At 69.8% G+C, this 20,018-nt stretch carries 25 protein-coding genes and 2 tRNA genes; 22 read left to right on the top strand and 5 right to left on the bottom strand.

What is annotated here, in order from left to right:
• Positions 1–32 precede the first annotated feature (32 nt).
• Positions 33–557, bottom strand: coding sequence for a DoxX family membrane protein (locus FCL41_RS11215; RefSeq protein ID WP_170970327.1), 525 nt, complete (start codon positions 555–557; stop codon positions 33–35).
• A gap of 144 nt (positions 558–701) precedes the next feature.
• On the opposite strand from FCL41_RS11215, the gene FCL41_RS11210 reads away from it, so the two are divergent.
• The 12 genes from FCL41_RS11210 to FCL41_RS11165 all read left to right on the top strand — a co-directional run bounded on the left by FCL41_RS11210 (position 702) and on the right by FCL41_RS11165 (position 9,117).
• Positions 702–1,481, top strand: coding sequence for an enoyl-CoA hydratase/isomerase family protein (locus FCL41_RS11210; RefSeq protein ID WP_137066992.1), 780 nt, complete (start codon positions 702–704; stop codon positions 1,479–1,481).
• Positions 1,482–1,510: 29 nt separating this feature from the next.
• Entirely contained in the window at positions 1,511–1,816 is a 306-nt protein-coding gene (locus tag FCL41_RS11205) for a hypothetical protein (protein WP_137066991.1), read from the top strand.
• A 157-nt stretch (positions 1,817–1,973) separates the two neighbouring features.
• Positions 1,974–2,849, top strand: a complete 876-nt coding sequence (locus FCL41_RS11200) for a DUF6801 domain-containing protein (protein WP_137066990.1) — start codon at positions 1,974–1,976, stop codon at positions 2,847–2,849.
• 190 nt (positions 2,850–3,039) lie between these two features.
• On the top strand, positions 3,040–3,813 hold the full coding sequence (locus FCL41_RS17095; protein WP_175422348.1) for a DUF6801 domain-containing protein: 774 nt from the start codon (positions 3,040–3,042) through the stop codon (positions 3,811–3,813).
• Positions 3,814–3,975: 162 nt separating this feature from the next.
• On the top strand, positions 3,976–4,749 hold the full coding sequence (locus FCL41_RS11195) for an electron transfer flavoprotein subunit beta/FixA family protein (protein ID WP_239021624.1): 774 nt from the start codon (positions 3,976–3,978) through the stop codon (positions 4,747–4,749).
• A 12-nt stretch (positions 4,750–4,761) separates the two neighbouring features.
• A complete protein-coding gene (locus FCL41_RS11190) occupies positions 4,762–5,715 on the top strand; it encodes an electron transfer flavoprotein subunit alpha/FixB family protein (protein WP_137066988.1) in 954 nt (317 codons plus the stop codon).
• A gap of 110 nt (positions 5,716–5,825) precedes the next feature.
• Complete coding sequence (locus FCL41_RS11185; protein WP_137066987.1) at positions 5,826–7,073, top strand: glutamate-5-semialdehyde dehydrogenase; 1,248 nt, start codon at positions 5,826–5,828, stop codon at positions 7,071–7,073.
• 29 nt (positions 7,074–7,102) lie between these two features.
• Complete coding sequence (locus FCL41_RS17090; protein WP_170970326.1) at positions 7,103–7,252, top strand: hypothetical protein; 150 nt, start codon at positions 7,103–7,105, stop codon at positions 7,250–7,252.
• Between the two features lies 1 nt (position 7,253).
• Positions 7,254–7,889, top strand: coding sequence for a nicotinate-nucleotide adenylyltransferase (gene nadD / locus FCL41_RS11180; RefSeq protein ID WP_137066986.1), 636 nt, complete (start codon positions 7,254–7,256; stop codon positions 7,887–7,889).
• Complete coding sequence (gene rsfS / locus FCL41_RS11175; protein WP_137066985.1) at positions 7,886–8,326, top strand: ribosome silencing factor; 441 nt, start codon at positions 7,886–7,888, stop codon at positions 8,324–8,326. The genes nadD and rsfS overlap by 4 nt, the downstream gene beginning before the upstream one ends.
• A 6-nt stretch (positions 8,327–8,332) precedes the next feature.
• Positions 8,333–8,974: a histidine phosphatase family protein gene (locus tag FCL41_RS11170; protein WP_137066984.1), complete on the top strand. Its 642-nt coding sequence runs from the start codon at positions 8,333–8,335 to the stop codon at positions 8,972–8,974.
• Between the two features lie 70 nt (positions 8,975–9,044).
• Positions 9,045–9,117 (top strand) — tRNA-Ala (locus tag FCL41_RS11165).
• 59 nt (positions 9,118–9,176) lie between these two features.
• On the opposite strand, the gene FCL41_RS11160 is transcribed toward FCL41_RS11165, so the two are convergent.
• The 4 genes from FCL41_RS11160 to FCL41_RS11150 all read right to left on the bottom strand — a co-directional run bounded on the left by FCL41_RS11160 (position 9,177) and on the right by FCL41_RS11150 (position 10,366).
• On the bottom strand, positions 9,177–9,593 hold the full coding sequence (locus FCL41_RS11160) for an aldo/keto reductase (RefSeq protein ID WP_239021623.1): 417 nt from the start codon (positions 9,591–9,593) through the stop codon (positions 9,177–9,179).
• Positions 9,590–9,772, bottom strand: a complete 183-nt coding sequence (locus FCL41_RS17495; protein ID WP_239021622.1) for a cupin domain-containing protein — start codon at positions 9,770–9,772, stop codon at positions 9,590–9,592. The genes FCL41_RS11160 and FCL41_RS17495 overlap by 4 nt, the downstream gene beginning before the upstream one ends.
• Positions 9,773–9,836: 64 nt before the next feature.
• The gene (locus FCL41_RS17490; RefSeq protein ID WP_239021621.1) at positions 9,837–10,025 is read right to left on the bottom strand and encodes a cupin domain-containing protein; all 189 of its coding nucleotides are present in this window, start codon (positions 10,023–10,025) and stop codon (positions 9,837–9,839) included.
• A complete protein-coding gene (locus FCL41_RS11150) occupies positions 10,022–10,366 on the bottom strand; it encodes a carboxymuconolactone decarboxylase family protein (RefSeq protein ID WP_137066983.1) in 345 nt (114 codons plus the stop codon). The genes FCL41_RS17490 and FCL41_RS11150 overlap by 4 nt, the downstream gene beginning before the upstream one ends.
• A gap of 198 nt (positions 10,367–10,564) precedes the next feature.
• On the opposite strand from FCL41_RS11150, the gene FCL41_RS11145 reads away from it, so the two are divergent.
• The 10 genes from FCL41_RS11145 (at position 10,565) to FCL41_RS11100 (ending at position 20,017) form a co-directional block, all read left to right on the top strand.
• The gene (locus FCL41_RS11145) at positions 10,565–11,551 is read left to right on the top strand and encodes an aldo/keto reductase (protein WP_137066982.1); all 987 of its coding nucleotides are present in this window, start codon (positions 10,565–10,567) and stop codon (positions 11,549–11,551) included.
• A 100-nt stretch (positions 11,552–11,651) separates the two neighbouring features.
• A tRNA-Ala gene (locus FCL41_RS11140) sits at positions 11,652–11,724 on the top strand.
• A gap of 246 nt (positions 11,725–11,970) precedes the next feature.
• Positions 11,971–13,347: an FAD-dependent oxidoreductase gene (locus tag FCL41_RS11135; RefSeq protein WP_137066981.1), complete on the top strand. Its 1,377-nt coding sequence runs from the start codon at positions 11,971–11,973 to the stop codon at positions 13,345–13,347.
• A 159-nt stretch (positions 13,348–13,506) separates the two neighbouring features.
• Entirely contained in the window at positions 13,507–14,559 is a 1,053-nt protein-coding gene (locus tag FCL41_RS11130; RefSeq protein WP_137066980.1) for a class I SAM-dependent methyltransferase, read from the top strand.
• Between the two features lie 44 nt (positions 14,560–14,603).
• Positions 14,604–14,909 carry a hypothetical protein gene (locus tag FCL41_RS11125; protein WP_137066979.1) on the top strand — a complete coding sequence of 102 codons (306 nt, stop codon included), beginning with the start codon at positions 14,604–14,606 and terminating at the stop codon, positions 14,907–14,909.
• 34 nt (positions 14,910–14,943) lie between these two features.
• Positions 14,944–16,461, top strand: a complete 1,518-nt coding sequence (locus tag FCL41_RS11120) for an ABC transporter substrate-binding protein (protein WP_137066978.1) — start codon at positions 14,944–14,946, stop codon at positions 16,459–16,461.
• Positions 16,462–16,511: 50 nt separating this feature from the next.
• Positions 16,512–17,606 (top strand): class I SAM-dependent methyltransferase, encoded by a 1,095-nt coding sequence (locus tag FCL41_RS11115; RefSeq protein ID WP_137066977.1) that lies wholly within the window; start codon positions 16,512–16,514, stop codon positions 17,604–17,606.
• A complete protein-coding gene (locus FCL41_RS11110; RefSeq protein WP_137066976.1) occupies positions 17,606–18,640 on the top strand; it encodes an ABC transporter ATP-binding protein in 1,035 nt (344 codons plus the stop codon). Before FCL41_RS11115 ends, FCL41_RS11110 begins: the two co-directional genes overlap by 1 nt.
• Positions 18,640–19,722: an ABC transporter ATP-binding protein gene (locus FCL41_RS11105; protein WP_137066975.1), complete on the top strand. Its 1,083-nt coding sequence runs from the start codon at positions 18,640–18,642 to the stop codon at positions 19,720–19,722. Before FCL41_RS11110 ends, FCL41_RS11105 begins: the two co-directional genes overlap by 1 nt.
• Positions 19,723–19,732: 10 nt before the next feature.
• Positions 19,733–20,017: a hypothetical protein gene (locus FCL41_RS11100; RefSeq protein ID WP_137066974.1), complete on the top strand. Its 285-nt coding sequence runs from the start codon at positions 19,733–19,735 to the stop codon at positions 20,015–20,017.
• Position 20,018 lies beyond the last annotated feature (1 nt).

Below are 20,018 nucleotides of genomic sequence, written 5' to 3'. Positions count from 1 at the left end.
AGCCACGCGCTGGTGGTCAGCCCTGTGATGCCTCAGGTCAGCGACTTGCCCGCCAGGCGCGTCTCGAGCTTGGCCTCCTTGGTCAGGTGGCGCGCCTGTCGCTTGGCATCGCGGGCGGCGCGACGCGCGCGCCAGGCGATCCCGGGGCGACCCTCGGTGTCGACGGTGGCGAGCAGCAGTCCGCCGAGGAGGCTGGCGTTCTTCGCCGTCTCGACCACGTTGCGCTCGCGGCTGGCCGAGTCCAAGGTGGGGTTCAACGGGCTGGAAGCCAGTGCGTTCGGCGCCAGGGCAGCGGTGAGGAGGACGGCCGAGAGCCGGGGTGCCTTGCCGAGGGCGAGGGCGCCGGCTGCGGCGAGCTGGACGGCGGCGGCGGCGCGGGCGAGCACGGCGGGGTCCTGGGGGAGCGGGATGCCCTGCGCCCGGGCGGCGGGAACGACCCGGTCGCTCCAGGCGCGCAGGTTGTCGGCGGCAGGACCGGGGTCCTTCAGCACCTGCACGCTGGTGGCGATGAAGGCACTGCTGAGCAGGGGACGGGCGATGCGACGTGAGATGGCCATGCCCCCCACTACCCCTCCTCGCCGGTCGTCACACCCCCCTGGGGTGGTGGAGCCCCGGCCGGAGGGCGCTCGCCGCATGGATAGGCTCCGGCCCCACAGCCGTTCACTGCCGAGCGGCGGCCGACCAGAGCTGCAGGAGAAGTCATGGGTGAGTTCGTCAGTCTTCAGGTCAACGAGGGTGTCGGGACCATCCGGCTGGACCGGCCGAAGATGAACGCCCTCGACCAGCAGGTCCAGGAGGAGATCCGCGCCGCCGCCCTCGAGGCGACCGATCGCGACGACGTCAAGGCCGTGGTCATCTGGGGTGGCGAGCGCGTCTTCGCTGCCGGTGCCGACGTCAAGGAGATGGCCCAGATGTCGCACGCCGACATGGTCAAGCGCTCCGCCGGCCTCCAGTCCTCGCTCTCCGCCCTCACGCGCATCCCCAAGCCGGTGGTGGCTGCGGTCAACGGCTACGCCCTGGGCGGCGGCTGCGAGCTGGCGCTCTGCGCCGACGTGCGCTTCGCGGCCGAGAACGCGGTCCTGGGCCAGCCCGAGATCCTGCTGGGCATCATCCCCGGCGCCGGCGGCACCCAGCGACTGACCCGACTGGTCGGTCCGGCGAAGGCCAAGGACCTGATCTTCACCGGCCGCTTCGTGAAGGCCGACGAGGCGCTGGCCATCGGCCTGGTGGACCGCGTCGTCCCTGCCGACGAGGTCTACAGCCAGGCCGTCGCGTGGGCCTCGCAGTTCACCAAGGGGGCGACCCTGGCGCTGCGCGCCGCCAAGGAGTCGATCGACCGCGGCATCGAGACCGACCTCGAGACCGGCCTGGAGATCGAGCGCCAGCAGTTCGCCGCGCTCTTCGCGACGGCCGACCGCCAGATCGGCATGGACTCCTTCGTCGAGCAGGGCCCGGGCAAGGCCGAGTTCGTCGGCCACTGAGCCGCCGGACCTCCCGCCCAGCCTCCGATGTGGCCACGCTCGGACGCCTCCGCACGACGACCGCGTACGTCGTGTGGTGGTCGTGCGCGCTCCTCGCGTTGTTCCTCGCGGGCGCCTGCCTGCTCGTCGCGCTGAAGGCTGACCCGGCCTCACCGTGGGGGTGGTGGTTGCAGGCGGCCGACGAGGTGACCTTCGGGTGGTTCGCGCGCCCCGACGCCGGCGTGGTCGGAGAGCCGGACGTACGCGACACCTTGCTCCGGTGGGGGAGTGCGGCGGCGGCGCTGCTCCTGCTCGGCTGGGTGCTCCAGGCGCTCCTGAGCCCGCGTCGACGCTGACCGGCTCCGCTCCGGGTGGGGCGGCGAGGGCAAGCACTCCCCACGATGGGGGAGTTTGGGCGAGTTGCTTCCCTTCTGGGCTCGCTGTGACTACGCTCACTTTGAAGTTACGCGCTGGTAACACCAGTGCTCCACGTTCCTTGGAGGAAACAGCCCCATGCGTACCAACATCTTCCGCCGTGCCGTTGTGGCCGGCGCCACCGTGGCCGTCGCCACGGCCGGCCTCGCTGCCGTCACCTCGACGTCGGCCTCCGCGGCTCCCGCGGACCTCAAGTTCAACTGCTCGGCCTCGATCCTGACGGGCCAGGAGTTCGGGCTCACGGCCGACATCACGCTCCCCGCGAAGGTCGAGGCGGGCAAGACGGTCAAGGCCTCCTTCACCGGCACCGTGAGCGCCCCTGACACGACGCGTGCGACCGCGTACGCCATCCTGGGCGCCCGCTTCATCGAGGGCACCGCGAACATCACCGGCAAGTTCGGCGCCACGCCCATCTCGATGGGTGCGACCGTTCCCAAGGCCGCCATTCCGGCTGAGTCCGGCCCGATGGCCCTCCCTGCGAGCGGTTCCGGTTCCTGGGTCGCCAAGAACGTCGGTTCGCAGAACGTGACGATCGACGGCTTCACCGCCCCGCTCGTCATCACGAACGCCGAGGGCGTCACCACGCCGATCCAGGTGACCTGCGAGGCGAAGGCCCCCGAGACCGTCGTGGGTACCGTCGAGGTCACCAAGGCGACCGTCGTGGCCACCAAGACCACCGCCAAGGCCAAGTACGCCAAGAAGACCAAGAAGGCCACGGTCAACGTCAAGGTCGTCAACGACAAGAAGAAGGCCGTCAAGGGCAAGGTCAAGCTCACCCTCAAGAAGGGCAAGAAGGTCGTCGGCAAGAAGACCGTCACCCTGAACAAGAAGGGCGTGGCCAAGGGCGTCTTCAAGGTGAAGGCCAAGGGCAAGTACACGGTCGTGGCCCAGTACCAGGGCACCAAGACCACGAAGAAGTCGAAGGCAACCGCGAAGTTCACCGTCAAGAAGTGACTCGCTGACTCCTGACACGCAAGCCCCGTCGCGACCCGGTTGGTCGCGACGGGGCTTGCCTCATTTTGGTGAGTCCGTCATGTGAGAACCCCGGGGCCCTCACGGGGGGTGTGTGGCTAGCGTCACAGGTGCGTTACGCGGGGGTAACCTACGGAGGCGTAGCGCACAGTTCCTAGGGAGGGAAACCCGCATGCGTTCATTCACCAAGCCCGTGGCGCTCATCGCCGCCGCGGCGATGAGCACGGTCGGCCTGATCGGCCTGTCGTCGTCGGCCAACGCCGCACCGACGACGCTCAAGTTCAACTGTTCCGCCTCGATCGTCACCAACCAGGAATTCCTCCTGGAGGCTGAGGTCAACGCGCCGGCCGAGGTCGTGCAGGGCGAGACCGCGGAGGCCACCTTCGAGGGGACGGTGACCATTCCCGACAACGTCCGCGCAGCTGCGTACACGTTCCTCGGCGGTCGTTCGCTCGCCGGGCCGGCGACGGTCAACGCCAAGCTGGGGAGCAAGAGCTTCGCTGCCGGTGCCACCCTGCCGAGCACCCCGATCCCGGGCACGACCGGCTCCCTGAGCCTGCCGGTCAGCGGCAAGGGTTCGGTCGTGGCTGACACGCTGGGCAGCCAGAACGTCACCATCGACGGGTTCACCGCCGACCTGGTCATGACGAAGGGCGACGGCAGCACCAGCGCCCTGGCCGTCACCTGCACCGCCAAGGCCCCCGCCACCGTCGTGGCCACGGTCAACGTCGTCGCCCCGGCGCCCACCGAGGAGCCGACCCCGACCCCGACGCCGACCGACGACCCGACCCCGACCGTGACGCCGACGCCGACCCCGACGCCGACCCCCACGCCCACCCCGACGCCGACCTCGTCGCCGTCTCCTGGCGCCGACCCGATCGGCACCGTCGTCGGCGTGCTTCTCGGTCTTCTCAAGAAGGTGATCTGCAAGATCATCAAGTGCTGACCAACGCCCCGCGCGAACCGGCCTGAGAGGGCCCGGGACGATGTGAGAGACCCCACCGTGGACCTGTGTTCCGCGGTGGGGTCTCTCCCTTGTAACCTCGCGAACACATCCGAGTGCACAGGAGGAGCCTTCGGGCACACCGCCATGAACATTGTTGTCTGCGTGAAGTACGTCCCCGACGCAACTGCTGATCGGCAGTTCGAGTCGGACAACACCGTCGACCGAGTGGGTGTCGACGGTCTGCTGTCAGAGCTCGACGAGTACGCGGTCGAGCAGGCCCTCCAGATCAAGGAGAAGCGCGACGGTGAGGAGATCACCGTCACCGCGCTGTGCGTGGGCCCGGAGAAGGGCGTGGACGCCGTTCGCAAGGCGCTGCAGATGGGCGCCGACAAGGGCGTCCACGTGGTCGACGACGCGATCGCCGGTTCCGACGCCATCGCCACCTCGCTCGTCCTCGCCAAGGCCATCGAGAAGATCGGCCCGGTCGACCTCGTCGTCACCGGCATGGCCTCCACCGACGCCGCGATGAGCGTCGTCCCGGCGATGCTCTCCGAGCGTCTCGGCCTGCCGCAGGTCACCCAGGCCTCCGTCGTGGAGACCCAGGGCAACCAGGTCCGCATCAAGCGCGACGGCGACTCGGCCACCGAGGTCATCGGCGGCACCATGCCGCTGGTCCTGTCGGTGACCGACCAGTCCGGCGAGGCTCGCTACCCGTCCTTCAAGGGCATCATGGCGGCCAAGAAGAAGCCGCTCGAGACCTTGTCGCTGAGCGACCTGGGCGTCGACGCCGGTCAGGTCGGCCTCGCGGCTGCCTGGACGGCCGTCGAGGAGACCGCCGCCCGCCCGCCGCGTACCGCCGGCGAGATCGTCAAGGACGAGGACGGCTCGGGCGCCACGGCGCTGGTCGAGTTCCTCGCCTCGAAGAAGTTCATCTGAGGAGCGTTGAGCATGTCTGAAGTTCTCGTTGTCGTCGACCACGTCGACGGCGCGGTCAAGAAGCCCACGTACGAGCTGCTCGCGATCGCCGCACGCCTCGGTGAACCGTCGGCCGTCTTCATCGGTCCGGCTGCCCAGGGCGACGCCGTGGCGGAGGCCGTGAAGGCCTACGGCGCGGAGAAGGTCTACGTCGTCGACGACGCCCAGATCAAGGGCTACCTCGTGGCCCCCAAGGCCGAGGCCCTGGAGCAGCTGGTCGCCAGGACGAGCCCCGCGGCCGTCCTGATCCCCTCGAGCGCCGAGGGCAAGGAGGTCGCTGCCCGCCTGGCGATCAAGACCTCCTCGGGTCTCATCACCGACGCGATCGACGTCCAGGAAGGCCCCGTCACCACCCAGTCGGTCTTCGCCGGCAACTTCACGGTGACCGCCAAGGTCACCCAGGGCACGCCGATCATCACGGTCAAGCCCAACTCGGCCGCTCCGGTCGAGGCTGCCGGTGCCGGTGTCGTCGAGCAGTTCGACGCCGTCATCTCCGACGCCGCCAAGACCGCCCAGATCGTGGCCTCGCAGCCGCGTCAGTCCACCGGTCGTCCCGAGCTCACCGAGGCCGCCATCGTGGTCTCCGGTGGTCGTGGCACCGGGGGCAACTTCGAGCCGGTGGAGAACTTCGCCGACTCGATGGGTGCTGCCGTCGGCGCCTCGCGTGCCGCCGTCGACTCCGGCTGGAAGCCGCACACCTTCCAGGTCGGCCAGACCGGCAAGACCGTCTCGCCGCAGCTCTACGTGGCGGCGGGCATCTCCGGTGCCATCCAGCACCGTGCCGGCATGCAGACCTCGAAGACGATCATCGCGGTCAACAAGGACGAAGAGGCTCCCCTCTTCGAGCTCGTCGACTTCGGCGTCGTGGGTGACCTGCACTCGGTCCTCCCGGCCGCCACGGAGCAGATCATCGCCCGCAAGGGCTGATCGATTCGTCGTACCGGACCCCGCCGCCCCTCGAGGGTGGCGGGGTCCTGTGCTGTCCGGGGGAGGAGCGCCCATCCACTCCCGAGGCCATGGCGACCTAGGCTTGCCCCATGAGCACGTCTGACGTCACCTCCGTTGCACTGCGGGCCCGCGAGGCCAGCTTCGAACTCGCCGTCGCGACCCGCGCGACCAAGGACGCCGCCCTGGAGGCGATGGCCTCCGAGCTGCTCGCCCAGGCTCCGGCGATCCTCGCCGCGAACGCCGACGACGTCGCCCGCGCGGAGGCCGGGGGCACGCCCTCCAACATCATCGACCGCCTGCGCCTCGACGGGTCCCGGCTCGAGGCCATGGCCGAGGGCCTGCGCGACGTCGCACGACTGCCCGATCCCGTGGGCGTGGTCATCCAGGGATCGACGTTGGCCAACGGGCTCGAGCTGCGCCAGGTGCGGGTGCCGTTCGGCGTGGTCGGCATGATCTACGAGGCGCGTCCCAACGTCACCGCCGACGCGGCCGGCATCTGCCTCAAGTCCGGCAACGCCGTGCTGCTGCGTGGCTCCTCGAGCGCCCGCAGCTCCAACGCGGCGATCGTCGAGGCGCTGCGTACGGCCGTGGTCAGCGCCGGCCTGCCGGCCGACGTCGTCCAGCTCGTCCCCGGTGACTCCCACGACAGCGTCAAGGAGCTGATGCGGGCCCGTGGCCTGGTCGACGTCCTGATCCCGCGAGGCGGCGCCGGACTCATCCGGTCCGTGGTCGAGGAGTCGACCGTGCCCGTCATCGAGACCGGCGTGGGCAACTGCCACGTCTACGTGGACTCCGGTGCCGACCTCGACAAGGCACTCGCCATCGTCCTCAACTCCAAGACTCACCGCACCAGCGTCTGCAACTCCGCCGAGTCCCTGCTCGTCCACTCCGACATCGCGGGCGTCTTCGTGCCCCGCGTCGTGGAGGCGCTGCAGGAGGCGGGCGTGACCATCCACGGGGACGACTCCTTCGCTGACTTCGACGGCGTCGTGCCCGCCACCGAGGCCGACTACGAGACCGAGTACCTGGCCCTCGACATCGCCGCCAGGGTCGTCGACTCGCTCGACGAGGCGATCGACCACATCCGGCGCTGGTCGAGCGGGCACACCGACGCGATCGTCACGGAGGACCTCCACGCCAGCCGTCGCTTCACGGCCGCGGTGGACTCGGCCGCGGTGATGGTCAACGCCTCGACCCGGTTCACCGACGGAGGCGAGTTCGGCTTCGGCGCCGAGATCGGCATCAGCACCCAGAAGCTGCACGCACGCGGCCCCATGGGACTGGTCGAGATGACCTCGAGCAAGTACGTCGTCACGGGTGATGGGCACGTCCGCTGACCTCAGTGCCTACCGGTAGGATCACGGCCATGTCGCTGAACGAAATTGTCCTTGCCGCTGAAGAGTCGCACGTCTGGGCCGGCGTGAACCCCTGGGCGGTGGGCGCCGTCGTCCTGCTGATCTTCCTCGCCACGCTGGGCGTCCTCGTCGCCTTCGGCGGCGGCCGCGAGCACAGCTGAGTTGAACGCTCCCCGTCGGGTCGGGGTGATGGGTGGGACGTTCGACCCCATCCATCACGGTCACCTCGTCGCAGCCTCCGAGGTCCAGGCGTGGTTCGACCTCGACGAGGTGGTCTTCGTCCCGACCGGGGACCCGTGGCACAAGGCCGACCGTCAGGTGTCGCAGGCGGAGGACCGCTACCTCATGACCGTGATCGCCACGGCGTCCAACCCTCGCTTCCGGGTGTCGCGCGTCGACATCGAGCGCGAGGGCCCGACGTACACCATCGACACCCTGCGCGACCTCAAGGCGCAGATGCCTGACGCGGAGCTGTACTTCATCACCGGTGCAGACGCCCTGGCCGACATCTTCACCTGGCGCGACGTCTCCGAGCTCTTCGAGCTCGCCCAGTTCGTGGGGTGCACCCGTCCCGGCTACGAGATGGACCTTTCGACGTTGTCGGGGATCGCGGCCGATCGTGTGACCATGGTGGAGATCCCGGCGTTGGCGATCTCGTCGACCGACTGCCGCCTGCGCACCTCGCGCGGCGAGCCGGTCTGGTACCTCGTGCCCGACGGCGTCGTGCAGTACATCGCCAAGCACCACCTCTACATCGACTCCCCGGCGGGCGCCGCGGAGCAGAAGGAACTCCTGTGACCGCCACCGAGCACGCTCTCGAACTCGTCCAGATCGCAGCGCGCGCAGCCGCCGACAAGCGGGCCGAGAAGATCGTCGCCTACGACGTCAGTGACACCCTCGCCATCACCGACGCGTTCCTCCTCGCCTCGGCGTCCAACGACCGCCAGGTGCGCGCCATCGTGGACGAGATCGAGGACCAGCTCCGCGAGCAGGTCGGCGAGAAGCCGCTTCGCCGCGAGGGCCACCGGACCGGCCGCTGGGTCCTGCTCGACTACGCCGACGTGGTGATCCACGTGCAGCACACCGAGGAGCGCCAGTTCTACGCGCTCGAGCGTCTGTGGCGCGACTGCCCCGAGATCTCCCTGCCCGAGGACATCGCCCCCGCTGTCGAGGTGGCCGACCGCGCCGCCGACGAGACTCCGGTGGCCGAGCTCGCGGGCTCCGACGAGGCGTGACGCTCCGTGCCGGAAGGCGCTGAGCCTCGCCGCCTGCTCCTGCTGCGGCACGGGCAGACCGCGTGGAACCTGGAGCGACGCATCCAGGGGCAGACGGACGTGCCGCTGGACGACACCGGGATCGAGCAGGCTGAGGCCGTCGCGCCGGTGATCGCCGCGATGCACCCTGCGTTCGTACGCTCCTCCGACCTCGCCCGCGCGCGGACCACGGCCGAGAAGGTCGCTGATGCGGCGGGCGTGGACGTGAAGACCGATCCCCGGTTGCGCGAGTTCGACCTGGGGGAGCGGGCAGGGCTCACGCACGGTGAGTACGCGAGCGTCAACGCCGACGAGTTCGCCGCCTTCCGGGCGGGCCGCTACGAGGCTGCCCCCGGAGCTGAGTCGCGCGAGCAGGTGGAGGCGCGCTTCGTTCCGGCCCTGGAGGACGCCCTGGCCGACCTGGCACCGGGGGAGCTGGGGGTCGTCGTGGCTCACGGCGCCGCCCTCAAGGTCGCCCTGGTGGCGTGGCTGGGCTGGGCCCCCGAGGCCGTGCTCAGCCTCCAGGCCTTGGGCAACTGCCACTGGGTCCTCGTCGAGGCCGCCGGTCTCGACGAGGTCGACCAGACATCGCGTGGTCGGCGGTTGGTCGGCTACAACCGGCACGCCTGACCCGGGTTTCTCCCAGCCGCGGCCGTGTACTAATCTTCACTGCGTCGCCGTCGTGAACGGCGATGACCCCGGGGGTGTGGCGCAGCTGGTAGCGCACCTGCATGGCATGCAGGGGGTCAGGGGTTCGAGTCCCCTCACCTCCACCGATGGTTCACCTCCACGAGCCCCCGAGATGCGACGAGCATCTCGGGGGCTCGTGCGTTCACGGGGTGACGTCACTTGCCGCTGTAGACGGGGAAGACGGAGTGCTTGCCGTAGTCCGTGGCGTCGAGGTCGCGCTGGGTGCGTGGATGAGCATGAGGTCGACGTGGTCGAGCCCGAGCGTCGCCAACGACTCCTCGATCGCGGCCACGGCCCGGTCGTGATCCTTGATCTCCGCGGCGAGCTTGGTGGAGACGAACAGCTCGTCACGCCGTACGCCGCTGCTGCGGACGCCTTCCCCGACGCCGTGCTCGTTGCCGTACGCCTGCGCGGTGTCGATGTTGCGGTAGCCGAGCTCGATCGCCGCGCGTACGGTGTCAGCGCCTGGTCGTCGCTGATGAACCAGGTGCCGAGCCCGAGCTTCGGGATCGTCACGTCGTTGGCGAGGGTGTACGTACGTCTCGTTCAGGATGCTCATGCGTTCTCTCCGCTCGTGGGCAGTGCGAGGTAGTGCTCGTCGTCGACCAGCTCGAGCCACTCGTTGCGCATGTCCTCGCCCGGAGTGATGAACCCGAGGTGGGAGAACCACGAGTCCGCCTTGGCGCCGTGCCAGTGCTTGGTGCCGGCCGGGACGCGGATCGCGGTTCCGGGCTCCATGCTGACGGGGTCCTGGCCTGCGGCCTGGTACCAGCCACTGCCCGCCGTGCAGAGGAGTACCTGGTCACCGCCCCCCGGCGCGGCCGTGGTGGATGTGCCAGTGATTGCGGCAGCCGGGCTCGAAGGTGATGTTGGCGACGGGAACGCTCCCATCGGTCAGCGGAGCGTTGTAGCTCTGCCCGGTGAAGTACTGCGCGTAGGCGTCGTTCGTCGCGCCGAGCGGGAAGATCTGGTCGAACCCGTGCTCGGTCATGGCCGCTCCTCGCTCTCGACGATGCTCTTCAGCAGAGTGGTCGCGCCCATGGCGTTCGGCCAGCCGGAGTAGAACGCCAGGTGCAGGAGGGCTTCCTTCAACTCCTCGTCGGTGACGCCGTGCTGCCGGGCGAAGAGGAGGTGGAAGGACAGCTGGTCCATCTTGCCCAGCGCGGTGAGGGCGGAGACGGTGACGAGGCTGCGGTCTCGCTTGGACAGCCCTTCACGCTCCCAGACCTCGTCAAAGAGCACCCGGTCGGTGTAGTGGACGAGTCCGGGGGCGAAGTCGCCGAAGGTGTCCCTGGCGCCGTTCCACCCACTTCTGTCGGGGTTGTCCGTCATCGTCATCTCCTCAACTCGCGGGGATCGATCACCGCCGTCTTCCATGGAACTCCTATCCAGCTCGCTGGGGAAGCCTCTGGCGCCGAGACGTCATCGGGGGAGACGTCATCGGGGGGCTTCCTGGGGCCACGGTCGTCGCCGTAGCGTGGAGAGCCTGCGCCGAGCTCGAGGCGACCGGAACCACGCAGGAGGTCGACCATGCACACCAGGACACTCGGACAAGGGCTCGACGTCTCGGCCGTCGGTCTGGGATGCATGGGCATGTCGCAGAGCTACGGCCCGAACCCCGGCACGCGCGAGGAGATGGTCACGGTCATCCGCGCTGCCGTCGACGAGGGGGTCACCTTCTTCGACACCGCAGAGGCGTACGGCCCCTACGTCAACGAGGAGCTCGTCGGGGAGGCACTGGAGCCGGTCCGCGACCAGGTGGTCATCGCGACCAAGTTCGGGTGGCGCATCGAGAAGGGCGCGAGCGTGGGCCTGGACAGCCGACCCGAGCAGATCCGCCGCGTCGCTGAGGGGGCGTCGAGGCGACTGCGTACGGACGTGATCGACCTCTTCTACCAGCACCGTGTCGACCCGGAGGTGCCGATCGAGGACGTCGCCGGAACGGTGAGCGACCTCATCGCCGAGGGCAAGCTCAAGCACTTCGGACTCTCCGAGGCGTCTGCGGGGACCATTCGCACGGCGCACGGCGTACAGCCCGTGACGGCGTTGCAGAGCGAGTACTCCCTGTGGACGCGCGACCCCGAGGGCGATGTCCTGCGCACCCTGGCGGAGCTCGGCATCGGGCTCGTGCCGTTCAGCCCCCTGGGCAAGGGCGTGTTCACCGGCACCGTGACCCCGACCGCCACGTTCACCAAGGACGACATCCGCGCCAGCATCCCGCGCTTCGCTCCGGAGAACCTCCAGGCCAATGCCGCGCTCGTGCAGCACGTCGAGGCCCTCGCCTCGTCCAGGGGCGTGACGCCCGGACAGGTCGCGCTGGCGTGGTTGCTCCTCCAGCAGCCGTGGATCGCGCCGATCCCCGGCACCCGCCGCGTGGAGCGCATCCGCGAGAACGCCGGTGCCACGGGAGTCGGCCTCACGCCAGACGAGTTGGATGACCTCCACCGGCTCACCCGGACCATCGGCGTGCAGGGCGACCGCTACGGCGCCGCGCACATGGCCTTCCTCGACCGGTGAGGGGGACCGGAGCCGCCGAGGTCCGGACCCTGATTCGGCGGGCGCGCGGATGATCGGATATGGTTCTGCAGTCGCCGCCCAAGAGCGGGGACGACCTTCCGGGGGTGTGGCGCAGCTGGTAGCGCACCTGCATGGCATGCAGGGGGTCAGGGGTTCGAGTCCCCTCACCTCCACCGGAACGAAGGGCCCGAGCAGTCGCTCGGGCCCTTCGTCGTTTCACGGGTGCCTCGTCGTCCGGGGCAGTGTCCACCGCGGAGACCCGTGTCCGCCCGGTGGCCTAACGAGCGTTAGTGTGACGCAGTCGCAGTGACCGGTGACGACGTTCCGAGGGTGTGGCGCAGCTGGTGGCGCGGCGCATCCCCGGGCGAGCGTGATCACCCATGGGGGGTGCCCGAATTCTCACCGTGAGGAGACATCCCATGTCTGAAGCAGGACCCGACCTCGTCGTTGCAGGTGCCGGTGGCGGTCTGCTCGCCGCGCTGCGCGCAGCTCGCAACGGCCTCCAGGTGCTCGTCGTCGAAGCCAGCGAGCACTACCGCCGCGGCAACAACACCTCGATCTCCACGGCGATGATCCCCGGCGTCGGGTCGCGCTGGCAGTCTGCTGCCGGTGTTGACGACTCCGTCGAGCGATTCGTCGATGACGTGGCGCGCAAGACCAAGGGGCAGGGCGACCTGGCGCTCGCCGCCGCGCTCGCCCGGGCCAGCGCCCCCATGCTTGAATGGATGGCCGACGACCTGGGCTTCCCCCTGTCGCTGGTCACGGACTTCCAGTACCCGGGCCACTCCGCCCACCGGTGCCACACCCTCGAGGGTCGCCACGGCTCCGTCCTGCTCGACCAGCTCGTGCGCGCCGTCGAGGCCGAGGAGCGCATCGACCTCTTCGTCCCGGCCCGGCTCACCGACGTGCTCCTCGACGACGACGGCGCCGTCCGGGCGGTCGTCGTCACCACGCCGGACGGCAGCAGTGAGGAGATCGAGACCCGGGCCGTGCTGCTGGCCACCAACGGCTACGCCGGCAACCCTGAGCTCGTCGCCCAATACCTGCCGGAGATCGCCGACGCGCAGTACCACGGCAGCGAGACCTCGCGCGGTGACGCGCTGCGCATCGGCACCGCCCTCGGTGCAGACGTCGCCCACCTCGACGCCTACCAGGGTCACGCCGCGCTCTCCAAGCACGCCAGCACACTGGTCGGCTGGGCCACCGTCATGCACGGCGGCGTGGTCGTCAACGCCGAGGGGCGTCGGTTCGGTGACGAGACCGCCGGCTACTCCGAGTTCGCGCCCTTGCTCGCGCGCGAGCCCGGCGCCGAGGGATGGATCATCGTGGACCGCGAGATCCACACCCGTTGCCTCGCCTTCACCGACTACGTGCACTGCGTCGAGGCGGGTGCGGTGCTGTGGGCGGATGACGTCGAGCAGCTCGCTGCCGTCACGAAGCTCCCTGTTGACGCCCTGGCCGCGGAGCTGGCGGCGACCGCTGCCGCGGCGACAGGGGAGCGCGTGGACGACTTCGGGCGTACCGACTTCGACCACCCGCTGGCGGGGCCGTACGCGGCCGTGAAGATCGTCCCGGCGCTCTTCCACAGCCAGGGTGGCCTGGTCGTGGACGCGGATGCCCGGGTGCTGCGCGGTGACGGCACGGCGATCGAGGGCCTGTACGCCTCCGGTGGCGCCGCACAGGGCATCTCCGGTCACGGAGCGAGCGGCTACTTGGCCGGCAACGGCCTGCTGCCCGCCCTCGGCCTGGCCTATCTGGCAGCCGACCACGTGGCCAGCGCGCACCCAGACGCCTGATCCCACACGGGGTCGCGGGTGGCACATCACGGCGTCCCATGATTTCGGACGTGTTAATTCAACTATCAAACCGTTGACCTATCCGCAATTGGGGCTTAGGTTTCACCCACCAACTCCCATCAAGTGGAGGGTGGTTCTCAGATAGTGATAGGAGACGCGATGGACATCGCACTTCGTCAGCGCCGCCGCGCGGGCCTGGAGTTCCTGGGCTCGGTCCAGCACTTCGCCGGTCGTACGCTGCAGGCCACCGCTGGTGCCACCTACCGCACCGCCGTCCCGAACCCTCCGCTCGGGCTCGACGAACGCCGTGACTCGGTCTACTCGGTGCTGGACGGCAACGCTCCCTGGGAGTTCGACCGTTTCCTCACCCGCTGGGTCGCCGAGGAGATCTACGTCCGGGCGCTGCCCGCGATCGAGGAGATCCGCGACGGCGTCGAGCAGTGGCTCGAGGTCGCTGAGCCCTCCGGCACCCTCACCCTCGACGACGAGCTCGTCCCGCCCGCGTACTGGGAGGAAGGGTTCCACCTCGCCCCCGGCGGTTGGGACGGCCACGACCTGATGGGTCCGGCGATCTCGGAGCTCGTCTTTGCCTACGTCCTCACACCCGGTGGCGTGGGCGCGGTGCGCGCGGGGGAGAACCTCAACGACCAGCGCTCCCAGGTGGCCGGCGAGACCCGTCGCACCGACTACCGCCATGTCGTCGAGCTCGGGGCCTCCAGCGGGCGCTTCACCTTCGCGCTCCGCCGTCGACTGCCGCAGTCGCGGATCACCGCCGTCGAGCTCTCGGCCTCCGCGCTGCGCCACGGCCACGCGCTCGCTTCGACCCGAGACGCGGACATCGACTTCGTCCAGGCGCCCGCCGAGGACACCGGGCTCGAGTCGGGCACCGCCGACCTCGTCGCCTGCTACACGCTGATGCACGAGATTCCGGTGAGCGAGAACCGCAAGGTCATCGCCGAGGCGTACCGCCTCCTCGAGCCGGGCGGCCACCTGCTGATCAGCGAGATCGCGCCGTACGAGCACCAGGACGCGTTCCGCTCGGTCGTCCTCGACTGGGAGACCGAGAACCGCGGCGAGCCGTACTGGCGCGAGGTCATGGCCCACGACTGGGTCGCCGAGCTGAAGAACGCCGGCTTCGTCGACGTCGAGTCCTACGGCGTGGGCGGCGGTGTCTACCCCTGGGTGACCCGCGCGACCAAGCCCTCTCTCTGATCTTCCCGACCTGCCCGCGGCCCCGCCGCACGAAGGAGGCACCAATGTCTGGTGGCGACGTTCCCAACCGCCCCGCATACCTCGGGTCCGACCGACTCGACGACCTGGCCCGGATGCTCACCGAGGTGACGTCCGAGCTGTGGATCCTCAAGGACCGGAACATGGTCCTGGAGGCCCTCCTCGCCGAGGCCGGCGTGGTCACGCCGGCCTCGGTGGAGGGCTACCAGCCCGACGACGAGACCGCCCAGCGGATCGCCGCCGAGCGCAGTGCATTCACGGCGCGCATCTTCGGTGCCGTGCTCCCGAACGACCAGCGACTCGGGCGCGAGCTCGGCACGGTCGAGCGCTGACCCCCAGTCCCCATCCCCCCTGAGGAACACTGACATGACGCACACCACCCCCCGCCGTTCGCGCCGGTTCTCGCTCGCGGCCGCCGCCCTGGGTCTCACCCTCGGCGCCTCGCTGCTGACCGCCTGCGGCTCGGACTCCGAGGGCTCCGGCGACAAGGACACCCTCGTCGTCGGCACCACGATCTCGCTCGGCCAGATCGACCCGTTCCAGATGCAGTACAAGACCGTGCAGCACAACGTCTTCGACCCGCTGGTGCGCGTCGTCCCCGGCGGCGAGCCCGAGGCCCGCCTGGCCACCGAGTGGGAGCGCACCGACGACGTCACCTGGACGTTCACCCTCCGCGAGGGCGTCACCTTCCACGACGGCACCCCGCTGACCGCCGACGACGTGGTCTTCTCGTTCACCGAGCCGATGAAGAACATGTATCTGGCCGCCACGGTCATCATGAACATCGCCGAGGTCGAGAAGCTGGACGAGAAGACCGTCCAGATCACCACCAAGGGCGCCGACCCGCTGCTGCTCAACAGCATCTCGCACATCTCGATCGTGCCCCAGAAGCTCTACACCGAGCTGGGCTCGGAGGGCTTCTCCGCCAAGCCGGTCGGCACCGGTCCGTACACCGTCGGTGACTTCGACGTGAACACCCACGTCGAGATGAAGGCGTACGACAAGTTCTGGGGCGACGTCGCGAAGACCGAGAACATCGAGCTGCGCTACTTCTCCGACGCCAACTCGCTGGCCTCCGCGCTCGAGTCCGGCCAGGTCGAGGTCGGCCACGAGATGGTGCCCACCGCTCTGAAGACGCTCGAGGGCAACGACGGGTTCACCGTCGCCAGCGGCTACTCGGGCAACCAGAACATGCTCACCTTCAACTCCACCAAGGGCGTCTTCGCCGACGAGCGGGTGCGCGAGGCGGCCAACCACGCCATCGACATCGACTCGCTGATCGAGGCCCTGACGTACGGCAAGGGCCTCAAGGAGGACGGCCAGCTCGCGATCGAGGGCGTCAACGGCTACGCCGACGACATCAGCCGTCCCGCGTTCGACCAGGCCAAGGCGCGCCAGCTGCTCAAGGCCGCCGGGGCCGAGGGTGCCAAGATCACCATCGCAGGCACCTCGCTCTACAAGCCGCTGCTCGAGGCCGTCGCCGCCCAGCTCACCGAGGTGGGCTTCAAGCCGACCGTGCAGTCGCTGGAGATCTCGGTCTGGCTGCAGCAGCTGCGCGAGGGCAGCGACTCGGACATCTTCTACAAGGGCGTCTCCGACATCGGCTTCAACGACATCGACCGCTCCCTGCAGCAGCTGGCCCGTGGCACCAAGCCCATGGTCAAGGACGCCACCTGGGACAAGCTCTACACCGCCCAGCGCACCGAGCTCGACCCCGAGGCGCGTACCCAGAAGATCCACGAGGCCAGCGAGTACGTGGCCGAGAAGGACTTCGTGCTCTGGACGTACGGCCGCCCGAGCGTCAACGCGACCGTCTCCGACGTCGAGGGCCTGGACTTCTCCACCGGCCTGATGCTGCTGCTCGACGACGCCGTCAAGAACTGACGCGTCACCTCCTTTCCCCCCACCCCCACTCCTCGATCCGGAGGCAACCCATGACCGTGGTCACCGACGCCCAGGCCGACCCCCGTACCCCGGGCCAGCGCATCGACCAGCGCGGCCGCGCCGAGCTCGAGTTCGTCGTGGCACTGCGTACCGGCATGACGGGCGCCCTGCGCCCGAAGGTTCGCCGCCGGATCGAGGAGAGCGGTGTCCTCGCCCCGGAGACGGGGATCGACACCGCTGACATCGTGGCCGTGCGGGAAGCGGTGGACCCGGTGGTCGAGGCCGCCGCGGCCCACCGCTTCCAGGCGGCCTCCCTGCGCTGGTCGCGCGAGATCTCCACGCCCCGCGGCGTGGAGGCCTTCGACCGCCGGCGCGAGCTGCTGGAGCCGATGGCCACGCCGTCGGCACCGGTCGAGGACCTCACCGACGGTGACGTCCCGCGCTACTGGACCTACGAGTTCCACGCCACCGAGGGCGGCTGGGACGGGCACGACCACATGGGGTTCGTGCACCACGAGATGGTGTACCAGTACCTGCTCACCAAGATCTACGGCGGCGGCGGTGACATCTTCGCGCTGCGTCGCGCCTTCGCCGACCGGGCCCCGGCCGACACGTACGCCGACATCGTCGACCTCGGCTGCGGCACCGGTCAGTACACCCTGAAGCTGGCCGAGGCCTACCCCGAGGCGCGGATCACCGCACTCGACCTGTCGCAGTCGGAGCTGAACTACGCCCAGCGCCGGGCGGAGGACGCCGGACTCGACATCTCCTTCCGCCGTGCCGCGGCCGAGCGCACCGGGCTCCCCGACGAGTCGGCCGACCTGGTCACGTCCTACATCCTGCTGCACGAGATGCCCCCGCACGCGATCAAGTCGGTCTTCGCCGAGGCGTACCGCCTGCTGCGCCCGGGCGGCCACGTGCACTTCGGTGACGTCGGCGCGTACGCCACCCGCTCCGGGTACGACGCCTGGAACGACGACTGGGACGCCGAGCACGGCAACGAGCCCTGGTGGCGTCTCGCCGCCACCACCGACATCGCCGAGATCGCCCGCGAGGCCGGCTTCGTCGACGTCGAGCGTTACGAGCTGCTGCCCGGCGGCCACCCCATGGGCACCACCGCCCGCAAGCCGCTGCAGGAGGACTGATGACCGCCACCGCCCTCGGCGGACCCCACCAGCCGGTGGTGCCCGCGGACGTCCCCCCGGCCGTCCACCTCGAGGACGTCACCGTCTCGCTGCCGCGTGCCGGCGGCGACCTGCAGATCCTGCACGGCGTCTCGTTCAAGGTGCCCGCAGGCTCGATCGTCGCGCTCGCCGGCGAGTCCGGCTCGGGCAAGTCGACGGCTGCGCTGTCACTGATGCGCCTGCTCCCGTGGGGTGCCCGCGTGGGCGGTCGGATCTCGGTCGGGGACCGGGACGTCGCGACGATGAGCAGGGAGGAGCTGCGCCAGTTCCGGGCCAGCGAGGCGCGGATCATCCTGCAGGACCCCTGGAGCTCGTTGCACCCGATGCACACCGTTGGCGCCCAGCTGGTCGAGTCGGCTCGCGCCGCCGACCCGTCGCTGTCGAAGAAGGACGCACGCGCGCTGGCCGTCGAGACCATGGCCCGGGTGCGCATCCCCGACCCCGAGAGCCGGCTCAAGTCCTACCCCCACGAGATGTCGGGCGGCCAGCTGCAGCGTGTGCTGATCGCCATGGCGCTGGTGGCCAGGCCGACGCTGCTGCTCTGCGACGAGCCGACCACGGCGTTGGACGTCTCCACCCAGGCGCAGATCCTGGAGCTCCTGCTGGAGCTCAACCGGGAGATGGGCCTGACGATCGTCATCGCCACCCACGACCTCGACGTGATCGCCGGTCTGGCCGACCGCCTGGTCGTGATGTACGCCGGACGCGTGGTCGAGGAGGGTCCGACCGCCGAGGTGATGGCGGCGCCGCGCCACCCGTACACGTGGGCGCTGCTGCAGACCGCACCGAAGCACAACAACGGTGAGCGCATGCGCACCATCGAGGGTCGCCCGCCGGCCCTCGACGCGCTGCCCCCGGGCTGCGCGTTCGCCGACCGGTGCGAGTTCACCACCAACGCCTGCCGGACCGAACGGCCCGAGCTGCTGCTCGTGGACGAGCCCACCCGCCACCGCACCGCGTGCCTGCGCGTGCAGGCCGAGAACCAGGAGGCGTGATGGCCACCACCGAGAACGCGGTCGTGCGTACGGGCAAGACGCCGGTCGACCCGAGCGACGTCGTGCTCGAGCTCACCGACGTCGTGCAGACCTTCGCCGCCAAGGGCACTCGCATCCATGCCGTCAACGGGGTCTCGCTGAAGATCGCCCGCGGCGAGACCGTCGGTCTGGTGGGGGAGTCGGGCAGTGGCAAGACCACGGTCGGACGCACCGCCCTGCGCCTGTACACGCCGACGTCGGGCTCGATCGTCTTCGAGGGTGACGACGTCTCCCGTGCGCGCGGCGGACGCCTGCGTCGCCTGCTGCGCCGCCGCTCCGCGATGGTATTCCAGAACCCGAGCACGTCACTGAACGGCTACATGCGCCTCGGCGAGATCCTTCGCGAGCCGCTCGACATCCACCAGGTCGGGACGCCCGCCGACCGGCGCAAGGCGGTCGACGAGATCCTCGACCGGATCGGCCTCGGGGCGGCGTACGCGCAGCGCTACCCGCACGAGCTCTCCGGCGGTCAGCGCCAGCGCGTGGGCATTGCCCGCGCCCTGATGCTGGACCCGTCCCTGATCGTGGCCGACGAGCCGACCGCGTCGCTGGACGTCTCGGTGCAGGCGCAGATCGTCAACCTGCTCGAGGACATCCAGGCCGAGCGTGGCCTGGCGTACCTGTTCATCACCCACGACCTGGCACTGGTGCGCCGGATCAGTCACCGGATCGCGGTCATGTACCTGGGCCGGATCGTGGAGCTGGGCACCAGCGAAGACCTCTTCACCCGCCCCCAGCACCCGTACACGGCCTCCCTGGCGTCGATGGAGCTCGAGCCCGAGCACCGCATCGTGCCCGAGGGCGAGCTGCCGTCGCCGGCCAACCCGCCCACGGGTTGCGCGTTCCACCAGCGCTGCCCGATCGCCCGCCCGCAGTGCGCGACCGACCGCCCCGAGCTCAAGGAGACCACCAACCCCGTCTCCGGCCAGCCGCACGCGTTCGCCTGCCACTTCCCGGGTGAGCTCACCATCGCGGCCGCGAGCCACACCCAGCACGTCGTGCCGGCTCCGCTGCCCCTCGTCCCGGCCCCCGCGGCCAACTAGGAGGTCTCCCATGCCCGGACACGCTCTCGACCGACCCCGCTACCTGGACGGCGAGCTCGACCTGGAGACCGTCTACCGGATGCTCCTGGAGGTCGCCTCGGAGCTCTCGGTGACCCGTGACCGTCTCGTCCTCGTGGAGGGCCTGCTCGCCGAGCAGGGCCTGCTCGACGAGGAGCGGATCGAGCGTCGCGCCTTCGACCCGGAGGTCGCGGCGGCGCTGGACGCCGACCGCAAGCTCCTCGTCGCCCGCCTCGCGGCCTGCGTCGACGACGCCTCCGCTCCGGACGCGGGGTGAC

The organism is Nocardioides jishulii, from assembly GCF_006007965.1.
Taxonomy (GTDB): Bacteria; Actinomycetota; Actinomycetes; order Propionibacteriales; family Nocardioidaceae; genus Nocardioides; species Nocardioides jishulii.
Note: the sequence above shows the minus strand (reverse complement) of the source record. Positions and strands in the feature narration are given on the sequence as shown.